The 13,838-nt window shown below is 27.6% G+C and carries 15 protein-coding genes; 6 read left to right on the top strand and 9 right to left on the bottom strand.

The window, feature by feature from the left end; all coding sequences use genetic code 11:
* Window positions 1-5 precede the first annotated feature (5 nt).
* From ACUSRV_RS04740 to ACUSRV_RS04725, 4 genes are all read right to left on the bottom strand, one after another.
* A complete protein-coding gene (locus ACUSRV_RS04740; protein ID WP_490140773.1) occupies window positions 6-1,946 on the bottom strand; it encodes a DUF6449 domain-containing protein in 1,941 nt (646 codons plus the stop codon).
* The gene (locus ACUSRV_RS04735) at window positions 1,921-2,820 is read right to left on the bottom strand and encodes an ABC transporter ATP-binding protein (RefSeq protein ID WP_490140772.1); all 900 of its coding nucleotides are present in this window, start codon (window positions 2,818-2,820) and stop codon (window positions 1,921-1,923) included. Before ACUSRV_RS04735 ends, ACUSRV_RS04740 begins: the two co-directional genes overlap by 26 nt.
* Complete coding sequence (locus tag ACUSRV_RS04730) at window positions 2,795-3,202, bottom strand: GntR family transcriptional regulator (RefSeq protein ID WP_490140771.1); 408 nt, start codon at window positions 3,200-3,202, stop codon at window positions 2,795-2,797. The genes ACUSRV_RS04735 and ACUSRV_RS04730 overlap by 26 nt, the downstream gene beginning before the upstream one ends.
* Window positions 3,203-3,684: 482 nt before the next feature.
* Entirely contained in the window at window positions 3,685-4,233 is a 549-nt protein-coding gene (locus tag ACUSRV_RS04725; RefSeq protein WP_490140770.1) for a hypothetical protein, read from the bottom strand.
* Between the two features lie 195 nt (window positions 4,234-4,428).
* On the opposite strand from ACUSRV_RS04725, the gene ACUSRV_RS04720 reads away from it, so the two are divergent.
* Together ACUSRV_RS04720 and ACUSRV_RS04715 are read left to right on the top strand one after the other, a co-directional pair.
* Entirely contained in the window at window positions 4,429-4,566 is a 138-nt protein-coding gene (locus ACUSRV_RS04720) for a hypothetical protein (RefSeq protein WP_490140769.1), read from the top strand.
* Window positions 4,567-4,912: 346 nt separating this feature from the next.
* A complete protein-coding gene (locus ACUSRV_RS04715) occupies window positions 4,913-5,590 on the top strand; it encodes a metal-dependent hydrolase (RefSeq protein ID WP_490140768.1) in 678 nt (225 codons plus the stop codon).
* A 294-nt stretch (window positions 5,591-5,884) separates the two neighbouring features.
* Here the strand turns inward: ACUSRV_RS04715 and ACUSRV_RS04710 are convergent, their stop codons facing one another.
* Both ACUSRV_RS04710 and ACUSRV_RS04705 read right to left on the bottom strand, forming a co-directional pair.
* Window positions 5,885-6,574: a carbonic anhydrase gene (locus ACUSRV_RS04710; protein ID WP_490140767.1), complete on the bottom strand. Its 690-nt coding sequence runs from the start codon at window positions 6,572-6,574 to the stop codon at window positions 5,885-5,887.
* Window positions 6,575-6,682: 108 nt separating this feature from the next.
* On the bottom strand, window positions 6,683-6,838 hold the full coding sequence (locus ACUSRV_RS04705) for a hypothetical protein (RefSeq protein WP_490140766.1): 156 nt from the start codon (window positions 6,836-6,838) through the stop codon (window positions 6,683-6,685).
* A 221-nt stretch (window positions 6,839-7,059) separates the two neighbouring features.
* On the opposite strand from ACUSRV_RS04705, the gene ACUSRV_RS04700 reads away from it, so the two are divergent.
* From ACUSRV_RS04700 to ACUSRV_RS04690, 3 genes are all read left to right on the top strand, one after another.
* Window positions 7,060-7,233 carry a hypothetical protein gene (locus ACUSRV_RS04700; RefSeq protein ID WP_490140765.1) on the top strand — a complete coding sequence of 58 codons (174 nt, stop codon included), beginning with the start codon at window positions 7,060-7,062 and terminating at the stop codon, window positions 7,231-7,233.
* The gene (locus ACUSRV_RS04695; RefSeq protein ID WP_490140764.1) at window positions 7,220-8,020 is read left to right on the top strand and encodes an ABC transporter permease; all 801 of its coding nucleotides are present in this window, start codon (window positions 7,220-7,222) and stop codon (window positions 8,018-8,020) included. Before ACUSRV_RS04700 ends, ACUSRV_RS04695 begins: the two co-directional genes overlap by 14 nt.
* Window positions 8,021-8,086: 66 nt before the next feature.
* Entirely contained in the window at window positions 8,087-9,133 is a 1,047-nt protein-coding gene (locus ACUSRV_RS04690) for an ABC transporter substrate-binding protein (RefSeq protein ID WP_490140763.1), read from the top strand.
* A 52-nt stretch (window positions 9,134-9,185) separates the two neighbouring features.
* On the opposite strand, the gene ACUSRV_RS04685 is transcribed toward ACUSRV_RS04690, so the two are convergent.
* Together ACUSRV_RS04685 and ACUSRV_RS04680 are read right to left on the bottom strand one after the other, a co-directional pair.
* Window positions 9,186-9,923: a hypothetical protein gene (locus ACUSRV_RS04685; protein WP_490140762.1), complete on the bottom strand. Its 738-nt coding sequence runs from the start codon at window positions 9,921-9,923 to the stop codon at window positions 9,186-9,188.
* Between the two features lie 37 nt (window positions 9,924-9,960).
* Window positions 9,961-10,899 (bottom strand): hypothetical protein, encoded by a 939-nt coding sequence (locus ACUSRV_RS04680; protein WP_490140761.1) that lies wholly within the window; start codon window positions 10,897-10,899, stop codon window positions 9,961-9,963.
* 267 nt (window positions 10,900-11,166) lie between these two features.
* On the opposite strand from ACUSRV_RS04680, the gene ACUSRV_RS04675 reads away from it, so the two are divergent.
* Window positions 11,167-12,243 (top strand): M24 family metallopeptidase, encoded by a 1,077-nt coding sequence (locus ACUSRV_RS04675; RefSeq protein WP_490140760.1) that lies wholly within the window; start codon window positions 11,167-11,169, stop codon window positions 12,241-12,243.
* 65 nt (window positions 12,244-12,308) lie between these two features.
* Here the strand turns inward: ACUSRV_RS04675 and ACUSRV_RS04670 are convergent, their stop codons facing one another.
* On the bottom strand, window positions 12,309-13,772 hold the full coding sequence (locus ACUSRV_RS04670; protein ID WP_490140759.1) for a 4Fe-4S binding protein: 1,464 nt from the start codon (window positions 13,770-13,772) through the stop codon (window positions 12,309-12,311).
* Window positions 13,773-13,838: the final 66 nt, after the last annotated feature.

The raw sequence follows: 13,838 nt of genomic DNA, 5'->3' as shown, positions 1-13,838 counted from the left end.
ATATATTATTTATTAAAATAATGTTTAACAAAATCAGGTACATTGCTATTATCAAATGTAGCTGAAACATTGCCTCCATTATCTAAATAAAAACCTATAATATATTCGCTTTCTTCATTAATTCCTTGCGTATAATTTTCTAAACAAGTATTAATTTGATTTTTGTCATTTATTTTTAGACTATCACTACTCTTGTTTTCCTCTATGACATAAACATCTTTACTACTTCTTTTTTCTACAGTAACGTAACTGATGTCCTTTGGCATAACCTTAATATTTTCTATATATCCTTTTTTATCTAGCCAATTCTCAAACTTATCATAGCTTCTATACCATGGAAGATAAATTTCTTTTCCATTTGATAATAAAACAATAACAGTAGCATGAGGCTCTCTGTTATCTATTATTTCTTCATAGGTTTCATTATTTATGTCTTCCCTTAAATTATTAATAGCATCTTTTATTTCATTAGGATCAACTAAATTCATATTTTTAGATGCATCTAAAATTGAATTAATTACAATCTTATTTATGTCCTTGTCATCTATTTCTGAAATTTCATAATTAATTTTTTTGTACTCCCTAGATTCATAAATAGGCTTAAGATAACTATAATAGTTTTTATATGGAATTTCATAACTTCTCACTACTCTTTTACCACTTTTTAACTCATATACAAAATTCATATACTTAACATGTCTATTATTATCTATTTCATTGTAGTTTTTATCTTTTATAATTTTTTTGTGTAATAATTCTATATTCTCTATATTATTTTTATCTAAATAGAACTTTGGTCTATTCTCTTCATTTTCGTAATATACAGACTCACTTAAATACGCCTTTTTGACATCATTAAGTGCTGGAACGTATTTTTCATATCCAATTATATCTATTTTAGAACCAATCAACACTAAGATAATTACAAAAGAATATATAATATATCCTTTTATATCCTTAAAAACATATAAAGACTTTTTAATTATTATCTGTGCAACAAAATATCCTATTAACGAACCTATAAAATATCCAAACAATGCCCATTTTATGCTGTTTTGAGTTTGCCCAAAATAAGTTCCACTCAATAACATAGTACAAAATGTTATTCCATACTTAAACACAGGTCTTAGTTTTGGAAATGAAATTACATTAGAATAAACTTCTACTTTTCTAATTTTATATAAATACTTAGATAGAAAGTATAGTACTATACATATTGATACATATATAAAACCTTCTGTAAGTGTCATTGGATACTTTTGATGCCCCAGTTCAAATGACCTAATTATAGGGGATAGTAGTTTTGTACTTTGTAATAAATAATAATCTGCATTAAATCCATATAAAAACAGCTGAAAATTATAAACTAAAAACATGAATAAGCCTGCAGGTAAAAATAAAACTATACAAGTTAATATCCCTTGTGCTATTGAAATACCTGTATTCATAGCTACAAAAACACTTACTAAAAAAACTGTAATATTAATAACACTTGCTACTGAAAACCATACAAGTACATCATTTATAATATAATATTTATCTAAATTTAAACTTAAATTAAGTATTATACAGATTATACCGTTGATAATTAAAGGAATTATCAAAATCATTATTCCTATTACTATGTAGTTGTCATAAATTTTTTCCCTTTTTATAGGAAGAGAATGAATTAAATCCCCTAATTTCTTACTATGAAGATATGTAAACAATGCCATAGCCGTTATAACTGGCACAGTTAATATTAAGAATGCCTGTATTTCTGGGTTAAAATTAAAAATATTATCAAAAGGTCTATCTATATACTTAAAATTATTATCATGATACATTAAAATCTTCATAGGAACTGTTAAAAATAAAGCTATAAAGTAAAATATCCCTATCCACGAAAATCTTTTTAGAGAATTGATTAATATCCCTTTATTAAACAATGATGTTTTTGACTTCATATCCGATATCCCCCATTTCATATATAAATATCTCCTCTAACGTCAGAGGTAACATATCTAAAACTAAAGGATTATATTGTTTAAAATGTTTTATTATCTCATCCTTATATCCTCTAATAACAAAAATTCTTACACTTGCTCTTTCTTCTTTATAAACAATATTTAAATTATTATAAAACTCATCTGGAATATCTTCTTTAAATGCAACCTGTATTTTGTGAACATCAGATTTTAAATCATCTATATCTTTTTCAACTATAACATTACCCCCATGTAATATACCTATGTGATCACATAAATCCTCAAGTTCTCTTAAGTTATGAGAAGATATTACTACAGTCATTTCTCTATCTGCTACATCTTGTATAACTAGATTTTTCACCTTTTGTCTCATAACTGGGTCTAGTCCATCGAGCGGTTCATCTAACACTAAAATCTCTGGCATTATTGATAAAGCTAACCAAAATGCAACCTGTCTTTTCATCCCCTTAGATAAGCTCGATACTTTTTTATTGGTTTCGATTTTAAAAACATCTTTTAGCTTTTCGTATCTTTCACGGCTAAAGCTTTTATAGATGCTCATATAAAACTTTGCCATATCATCTATTGTATATTGTGGAAAAAAATAAGGATTATCTGGAATAAATATAAGCTTTGACTTTATATCTTCATTTTCAAAAACAGTTTCACTATTTACTAATACACTTCCACTATCTTGTTTATAAACACCACTCATGATTTTTAAAAGAGTAGTTTTTCCCGCTCCATTTGATCCTATAAGACCATAAATCGACCCTTTGTCTATACTTAAATCAACATCATTTAAAGCATATACGTCTTCATAAGCTTTACTTACATTCTTCATCGAAATCATGGATTTCCCCCCCTTTTAGCATTTTGTCTATTTCACAAACTATGTCTACTATTTCTTCTTTTTTCATACCGAGATAAATTGCTTCTGATAATATCTTTTTTAGTTCTTCCTTTAATTTGTTTAGTTTTTCTGAGTTAACATTTTGTATAGACCTATTTACAAAGTTTCCTTTTCCTTTTAATGAGTATATATATCCCTGTCTTTCTAACTCTCTATAAGCCTTTTGAATAGTATTTGGGTTTATAGTTAACTCTTGTGCTAAGCTTCGAACTGATGGAAGTTGTTCATCAGTCTTCAAAACTTCACTTATTATAAGTTCTTTAAACTTATCTACTAATTGCTCGTAAATAGGAAGCCTACTTCTTAAATCTACTTCAAACATATTCACCCTCCTTTGTATCAACTGTATTATCGATAGTAATACAGCTAATACAGTTTTATTTTATCATTTTATTCTTATATTGTAAACCTAAAAGATCATCATAAATATTAACAAGTTTACTTTTGGGGTGCAAAATGTAAAATAGCACTTAAAATCGTAACCAAAATCAAAATATAAATAACACAAAAATAGATAGATTTATTAAAACTTATAGAATAGAGGACCCATGAGCTTAAGCCTTAGATGTTACTATTGTATCTATTATAGGATTAGTTATTATGTTTTCACTAGTAGTTGATATTCTTAATTGGAAGAAGTTTTCTGAAAGTGTAAGTTGGCATGTATACTCATGATGGGTAGTGTTATTTCTGTAATTAGTTCAGTTGTATCAAATTGAGTAAGGAAATTGCTTTTGAAATCCTCAGCATCTTGTAAAAATAATAGACCATATAGTTTATGCTATATGGTCTTTTGTATTATGATTACTTTATAACAGTATTTGAAATACTAAGAATATTGTCTTTTATGTGATTTTCAGTATAAAAAGGAATTATAAATGCTTCTTCAACTTTATTTATAATTTCACTAGCATTTTTAGATACTATAGGCAACTTAGCTTTATAGTTTTTCAAAAAACTTATATCTTTTTCATCAAAATCACTAATATCTTTATCTATAAGAGTGTTTATGTAGTCTGTTATCTTTAAACTGCCATCTGCTGCTTCAACAGATAAATGCCTAATATCTTTGTTATCAATAGAGTATCTATATAAACTAATTAACCAAGAAGCTACTGAGCATATATTTTCTTTCTCTCTTTTAAGTATTTCATTTTTTTCTTTGTTAGTAACCTTTTTATTGATTACGCTTTCAATAGCTTGTGATTGATCATCTAGATTAGTCATACTGCCTGTTTCTTCTAAAAAAATAGTAGTCAATATACTAGCTTGTTTATGACTAACTGATAATAAATATAATAAAGCTACAATTAAAATAATTACTACTGTAATCCAAATATCATCTTTTTCCATGTTATTCCCCCTACTTTTTTTAAAATGCATATTGTTATATGAGCATTATTTATACCTTTATTATATTAAAACTTATTTTCTTAAATATATCAAACGTATTGATTTTTTAGTATTTAAATATAGTAAAATTATCTCAAAATTTAAAATACATATCATGGTATAATTATCCTTAATAACATAAAGGGGGGAATAACCTTGAAAAAATTATATTTAATATTAACTATTTTATTATCATTATTAATATTATCTGGATGTGAAAAAGAAAAAAGCATTACTTTGTCATATGAAAAGCTTACAGATAAAGAAAATGCAATAATAATGGAGAAATATTAATCTCTAATTTAAAAATTGATAAATATATACAAAGTTGTAAAATAAATAAACTTCCTCAAACTAGTTTCTGTTCGATGTGTTATGCCCCCGTTCTACCTTGACATACAATATGAGCAAAATGTAGCAAACCTTGTAAAACTATTTTCTGTTGGATATATGGCAAACCCGTTCCACCTAGACATGTAGAGTGTGAAAGATGCTGTGATGATTAATATGAAAAATTAAGTCATTATTATATAACAACTATATTTGTGAATGACTATATAATGACTTAATTTTTGTTTGTTTACTAATTCTGTTATTAAGACTATACTTAAAAGTAACATTTTATTAGGAGGTTTTTTATATGAATATTAAGTACTTAGGTCATGCTGCATTTCTAATTAACTATAATAACTTATCTATATTAATAGATCCATTTATATCAGGCAATCCTATCTGTCCTATTAATATATATGATTTACCTAGTATAGATTATATATTAGTTACTCATGGACATAGTGATCATTTGGGAGACACAATAGAAATATCTAAAAAATTTAATTCCAAAGTTATATGTAATTATGAAATACATTTATATTTATCTAAATATAATATAAATACCCTTCCTATGCATATTGGAGGAAAAATACTTACTGATTTTGGCATTGTAAAAATGACACCAGCGCTACATGGGTCATCTATAGAAGAAGATAATAATATTATATATGCGGGAAACCCATGTGGATTTTTAATTTGTAACGAAAATATTACTATTTATCATGCTGGAGACACAGGCCTTACTATGGATATGAAATTACTAGAATTTGAAAATATAGATATTGCTATGTTACCTATAGGTGGAACATTTACTATGGATATAAAAGATGCTTCTGTTGCTTGTAAATTTATAAAACCTAAAAAAGTTATACCTATCCACTACGATACATTTGATTTTATAAAACAAGATCCTATAAAATTGAGTGATCATTTAGATGATTGTTTAGTTGAGATACTTAAACCTGGTGAATCTCTGAGAATATAGTATTTATATAAATTTATTTCTCCAATTTAATATAGCTAATAAAAATGCTAATGAAGCTTGTGATGTTATTCCTACTATGATGGCAACTTTATTTATATAACAGTACTTATACTAGGAAGAATGTATAGAGATAAATTTAGAAAACTTGGACTTCACCCTAAAAATTTATCTAAATGCACTATTAAGAACAGATATATAGAATTTGAATTAAATAAGAATAAACCACCAATGAAAATTTGGTGGTTCCCTACTTTTTAAAAAATATTTATTTCTGTAAAAGTTAATACTAGCTGATTATTCAGTAAAAGTTACTTCTCCTGTTTCTATATGATATTTAGCTCCTATAACTTCAACTTTCTTTTCTTCTTCAAGTTTTTGAATAATTGGACTCTTCTTTATATCTGCAATTGTGTTTTTGATATTTTCATCAGTACACTTTTCATATAAATCTTCTTTTTTATCGCTCGAATCTTTAACTTTTTCATAAGCAGGTTTAATCTTTTCAACAATGTCCTTTATGTTGCCAGGTGCTTCTCCACCATCTACAGTAGCTTTTACAGCACCACACTTCTCATGTCCTAAAACCACAACGAGTACCGCGCCTGCATGCTCTGAGCCATATTCAATACTTCCTAAAGTTACAGTGTCAACAATATTGCCTGCATCTCTTATTACAAATAAATCACCAAGACCCTGGTCAAATATAACTTCAGGTGGTACACGGGAGTCAGAACAGCTTACTATCACTGTAAAAGGATGCTGTCCTTTACTAACTAATTGTTTTCTCTTTTCATTACTTAAATCATCATTCAAAACCTTTCCAGATACATATCTTTTGTTCCCATCAACTAATAATTGTTTTGCAGTGCTAATTGAAGTAACAACTTCATCTCTTTTATAAACTTCGCTTGTAGCTTGAGTCACCGAAGTTGCTTTAACATTCTCTTTACTCTCTTCAGATTTAGCGCATCCTGAAAATGACACTAGAACAATTGTTGAAATTACTGATAATGGGATTAATCTTTTTAATAAATTACTTTTCATATACTTCCTCCTAAAATACAATGTTACTGGTAAATTACAACATATATTTTACTCATCTTGATATTTTGTATCTTCAGATATTTCTGCTGATTCTGATAATCCTGAACAAATTAATAATGTAGCTTTTTTAGTATCATTTATGCCATTATCAATATATTGTATTTTCACGCCTCTATTATTTACCCAACCTTGAATAAACTTCATTTTTACTCGTTCTCCCTTATTTTATGAACTTTACAATGCATATAATTATAAATAATTTAATTCTATATCTTAAATTATTCTATGTATAAGAATTTTTCTCCTTTAACCTAACACAAAGCAACTCTAGAATATTATCCTACATATTAAAAATATACATAAATATCTATTCTAGATTATTAGACTTTAGTTGCCATTTAAAATATATACCAGAAGCTATATCCATGGCAGATCAAGTAGCTGTTTTATCGAAACGCCCTACCACAATAAAAAACGTTTACGATATAAATCTAACAATCGACGAAGAAAAAACTCCTCTTGCTGCTCGTAAAGCTCCAGAATTCAAAGACTACTTCGATTTATTATGGAAGGAGCTTGATGTTTATGAAAAGATCTAATATAACCTCGGCATATACAGAATTCGTAAAATCTAAAAAAAGAGAAAAATACAAGATATTATTTTGGCAAATTGCGACCTTAATAATATTTTTAATTTTATGGGAATTACTTGCAGATTTTAATATAATTGAAACATTCTTCTTCAGTAAACCAAGTGATATAGCAAACTTATTTGTAGAGTATGTAAAAACCGGTGAACTATTTAAACACGTAGGTATATCAGTATGGGAAACAGTCCTAGGGTTTGTATTAGGTACCATACTTGGTATAATTATTGCCATTTTACTTTGGTGGTTTGAAACAGCTGCAAAGATATTAGATCCATTTTTAGTTGTATTAAATGCTCTACCAAAAACGGCACTAGCTCCAATATTAATAATTTGGGCAGGTGCTGGAGTTAAAGGTATTGTAGTAATAGCAATAACACTATCATTAGTTGTTACAATTCTATCTGCATATAATTACTTTACAAATGTAGACGAAGAAAAAATCAAAATGCTAAAAAGCTTCGGTGCTAGTAAATATCAGGTTTTAACTAAACTTATACTACCTTCAAATATAGGAAACATAATAAACATTACAAAGATAAATATAGGTATGTCATGGGTAGGGGTTATAGTTGGAGAATTTTTAGTTTCAAGATATGGAATAGGTTATTTAATAGTTTACGGTGGTCAAGTATTTAGATTAGATATTGTTATGATGGGTGTTGCTGTTCTTGCTGTATGTGCCCTTGTAATGTATCAAGCTGTGAACCTAATTGAAAAAATATATAAATCTAAATAGCACATAAAATAACATAATTTAATATTATATGTGTATACGATACAAAATATTCAAGGAGGATTATCTATGAAACGTTTTAGAAAATTGTCAGCAATTGTAAGTGTTATGCTTATATTTGTATTAGCACTTACAGGGTGTACTCAAAGCAAACCTAAAGAACTTACAAAAATAAAACTAGCTGAAGTTACACACTCAATTTTTTATGCTCCACAATATGCTGCTATAAGTCAGGGTTTCTTTGAAGAAGAGGGTCTTGATATAGAGCTTATAAATACACAAGGCGCAGATAAGACCATGGCTGCTCTACTTTCTGGAGAAGTTGATGTAGGTTTTATGGGGCCAGAAGCTTCTGTTTATGTATCTACCAAGGATAGTAATAATCATGCTATAAACTTTGCTCAACTTACACAAAGGGATGGAAGTTTCTTAGTAGCTAGAGAAGCAGATGATAACTTCTCATTTGATAAGTTAAAAGGAAAAACAATACTAGGCGGAAGAGCTGGTGGAATGCCTGAAATGGCACTAGAATATGTTGTAAAAAACAATGATTTAAAAATAGGTGAAAATACAGCAACTGGCGAAGTAAACATTCGTACAGATGTGCAATTTGGGGTACTCGCAGGAGCATTTGCAGCTGGCGAGGGAGACTATGTTTCTTTATTTGAACCAGTTGCAACTCAAATGGAAAAGCAAGGTAAAGGTCATATAGTTTTATCAATAGGTGAAGAATCAGGAGACTTACCATATACTGCTTACTCTGCTACACAATCATATATAGAAGAAAACCCTCAAGTAATACAAAGTTTCACAAATGCTATATACAAAGGTCAGTTATGGGTTCAAAACAATTCTTCTCAAGATATAGCTAAAGCTGTTCAACCATTTTTTACTGACTTATCTTTAGAAGATTTAATAACTGTTGTTGATAGATATAAAGCTATAGATGCTTGGTCTGATACACCAGTATTGACTGAGGATAGCTTAGAACATTTAATGGATATAATAGAACTTGCTGGTCAATTAGATGAGCGTGCTGACTACGACAATATAGTTACTACAGAATTTGCAGATAAAGCTGTTAAAAATATAGATAAGAATTTGTTTGAAAAATAATATTGTTTAATAAAAATTAGAGGTGCAGATTATTGCACCTCTTTTTAAATTATCATTTTAAATATGAACTTATCTTCTCCATCATATTTTCTTTATTTTTATTAAATTGAGTTTTTCTATGTCCATTGGCTCCTGATGGGTGTGGAAATCCAAATAAACATTGATCTTCACTTATTATATTCTCATTTATTAATTGTTTCATTACCTCCTCTACTGATTTTCCAAGAGGTATTATAAAACTGTTGTTTAACATTTGTAATTCATCTAAAAAATCATTATATACATATTCTCTAAGTATATTTGATTTTAATATTCTAGGATTATGACCTGTATAATTCTTTTCATTTATAAATACAGTATGCTTTATAATTGATGTAGTATGAAGATATGCATTTTCATATCCAAATAATTCTTCGCAATCATCTAACCCTAGATAATTATTAAGCTTTAGCTCATTTAGCATATTTATAGTATTTGTCCTTGAAGTACCATACAGTCTACATTCTATTTTACATATTTTTGTTATTTCATCATAATTCATATTTTGGATTAGGCATTTTCTAGCTGTATATATAGACCTTTCCATTTGAAGCCAGCCTGGAGTTATGCTCACTATAAATATTTTAGCATCTTTATTTATATATTCATTGTGCGCTGCATAGTATATCTCTATATTATCTTCTTTATTAATTAAAAAGTCTTCAATTAAGAGTTCTTCTTTATCATATTGGTTTTTATCTTTAAGCTTTAATATCTTATCTTTAAAATTATTTAATATTATTTTTTCCATTGTATTCACCTATAATTTATTTTCCCCGGAAATAATATTAGTATTTATCTATAATTTGCATGTACTCTTCTTTTAATCTATCTAGTTTTTCCTCAGATATTTTCTTTTTATTATCTAAGTTTTGTAATATAACTATAATATTTTGTTTTAGTTCTCGTGCGTTGTAAAGTGCATTATTTATATTAGATTGAACATACCAATCTACAAACAGACCATCAAAGAAGTAATCTGCAAAAACTGTAAAAGAATCTAAATCTATATCTATGTTTAAATTTATATTTATATCACTTAGTTCCATTTTAAAAGAACTTATAGACTCCTTTATCTTATAGCTATTGCGTTTTGCCTCATCTATGTAATCATGCTTAACTAATGTCGAAATCACATCTCCACCAATGATGTCCCATGTTCCCCAATCTTTTGCTTTTTGGAGGAAATTTATAGTATCATAAACCGTCATTAGCAACTTATTTCCTGCACTATAAGCTTCACTTATTTCTTTAATATCTAAATTAATATTAGATATCTTATCTATTATTCTTCCTAGTGTTATATTCTCTACTTTATTACTATTCATTATTTCATATTCTTTTTCTAGTAATAAATTACTATATATAATATCTACATTTTTATAGTCTTCCAATTTAAGCTTTATATTATTTTTTTGAATAATTAACGTATTGATTTTATTCCTACATTCATCATACTTTATTTTAGCTACTATATATTCTTCTCTTTCTATTTCTAACTTTGCTTGTTTTTTTCCTAACAAAGTTTGTATGAGAGAATTTAAAGTTTTTCCTTCTAATGATTCGACATCTTTCTCTTCTTTACTTAGTTCTATTTTAAAACTTTCTAATTTTTCTTCTTCTTCATCTAATTCTATTTCTAGTTTATTTAATCTCTGCTTTAGCTTATCCCTTGTTCTCATTTTCTCTCTTATTTTAGTTATTTCCTTATTTAAAACATCTATCATATCCTAACCCCCTAAAAACAGACTCTACTCTTATACTATTCATAATAGTTCAATAATTATGTATATTATATATTAAATAATAACTTTTCTAAATAATATTTATTAACTTAGATATATTGAATAAATTGAAAAAAAAATAACAAAATACTACAAGAAAAGTTGCATAATATGATATAATTAAAATCAATTATATAATAATCGAGATTATATAATTGCATTTTAATTACATATACGCTAAATATAAGCAAATTTTAGGAGGCAATTTTTATGAAACATCAAAGACTTAATTATGTACTAAGCGAAATGGAAAAGAAAAATATTCCTCAATTATTAGTTGCAGACCCATCAGCTATATTCTATTTAACTGGCAAATGGATTCATACTGGCGAAAGATTATTAGCGCTATACTTAAATTTAGATGGAAATCACAAATTATTTATAAATGAATTATTCCCTGTTTATGAAGATTTAGGCGTTGAAAAAGTATGGTTTAACGATACTCAAGATGGTGTAGAGATAATATCTCAATATGTTGATAAAACTAAACCAATGGGTGTTGATAAAAATTGGCCAGCTCGTTTCTTATTAAAACTTATGGACTTAAGAGGCGGAAGTGCATTTGTAAATGGTTCTGAAATAGTTGATAGAGCTAGAATGTATAAAGATGATGAAGAAAAGGATTTCATGAGAGAAGCTTCAAGAATAAACGATATGGCTGTAGAAAGAATGATAGAGTTATTGCCTAAAGGACTTACTGAAAAGCAAATGGCTCAAGAACTAACTTCTATATATGAAGAATTAGGAGCTGACGGTTTCTCATTTGACCCAATAATAGGTTTTGGTGCTAATGGCGCTGACCCTCATCATGAACCAGATAATACTATTGTTAAAGAAGGAGATAGCGTTATAATAGATATCGGATGTGTAAAAGATTCTTATTGTTCAGATATGACTAGAACTGTATTCTACAAATCTGTATCAGATAAATCAAGAGAAGTGTTTGATATAGTATTAGAAGCTAACAAAAGAGCTATACAAATAGTTAAGCCTGGCGTTAGATTCTGTGATATAGATGCTGCTGCTAGAGATTATATAGAGTCTAAAGGTTATGGTAAGTACTTTACTCATAGAACTGGTCACTCTATAGGTATAGAATGTCATGATATGGGTGATGTATCTTCTATAAATACTGATACAGTACAACCTGGTATGATATTCTCTGTAGAACCAGGTATATACTTAACAGGAGAAGTTGGAGTTAGAATAGAAGACCTAGTTTTAGTAACTGAAGATGGTTGCGAAATATTAAATAAAGCTAACAAAGAGTTAGTAATAGTTGGATAATAATAAGAGGCTTTAGATTAAATCTAAAGCCTCTTATATTATTGCTTAGAAAATTTTATATAATTTTAGTTACCTTCAGTAAATATATTTATTCTATTAGCTCCAAAGTCACATAAAAATTCTATTATTGACTTAACGACAGACTCTGATCCACATATATAAATTTTATAATCATTTAAGTCAATATCCTTAATAACATCTGTAATACGCCCATGTGCCCCTTTAAAGTTTTTATCACGTGAAGTCACTTTTATATATTCAAAAACATTGTTATCACAAGATATTTTAGTAAATTCATCGTCATATATAAAATCCCTTTCATAACTTGCACCATATACGAGTTTAACATTTTTTATGTTTCTAGGATTTTTTATTATATCCTTAACTATTGGTAAAAATGGCGTTATTCCTATACCTGTTGCAAGTAATAGAATTTTCTCTGCTGTTTTGTCAACAACAAGTTCATTTCCCATTGGACCTTGAAGTTCAACATAATCTCCAATTTTAAAGGTTTTGTACATTAGTTGAGTCCCATATCCATTTGCCATGTTTTTTACTGTTATACTTAACACAGAATCATCTTTATTAAATGATGATATTGAATAAGCTCGATTCATATAAGGATTATCCTGTATGTTTATAAGAATAAACTGACCAGCCTTATAACTTACCGTGTTAGGGCTTATAAATTTAAATGTATATTCTATGATGTTATCAGTTAATTCTTTTATATTAATAATCTTAGCTTTTATATTTTTTCTGTCTTTACAAGATGTAATATCAGTCTCATTTATAAACCTACATGATTCTTCTTTACTTGATAATGAAAGTACTTTTGCTGGACAATTAACTATGCAAGTTGAACATCTTATACATTTTTCATTATCAAATTGATTATTATTATTGAATTCTAAATATGGGGTTAACTGCATTGGACATACTCTAGAGCATTTACCACAGTTATGACACATCTCCTTACACTTTATAGTTATTTTCTTATCAGTTACTTTTGCTACTCCTAATAACTTCCCTAGTTTATATGATAGTGTTTGAAGCATCCCCATTGGACAAAATTGACACCATGTACGTGGTGTTAAAATTACACTTAAAGGAACACCTATAATCAATACCATTAAATAACTTGCAACAAATATAAACCCTAATTTATCTAAAAACGGTGCTGTACCATAAATTGAAGATACTTTAATTAATTTTCTTATAATATTAAATCCAAACCAGGAAAAAAATAAAATTCCTAGTATTCTACTTCTAAAAAATTTAGGTATCTTTTTATTTTTACTGTATTTTAATAAAACAGTATCATATAAACTTCCATGTGGACAAAAATTTCCGCACCAATATCTACCCTTGAAAAAAGACATAATAGTGAGTGACAACATAATAGGTAAAACCAAAATACCTAACCTAGGATAGTAAAGCCCACCTAGAGCTACTAACAAAGTAAAAATCCATGCCCATTTTCTAATAAATGTAAATGCACGATTAGTCTTAATGTTAAATGACACCATAACAACCCCCCCAAATTATTTTATCTAAATATTATAATATATAGATTTATAAATATGATATGCTTA

It is taken from the genome of Sporacetigenium sp. TC11, from assembly GCF_058146105.1.
This window is presented reverse-complemented; position numbering and strand designations above follow the sequence as displayed.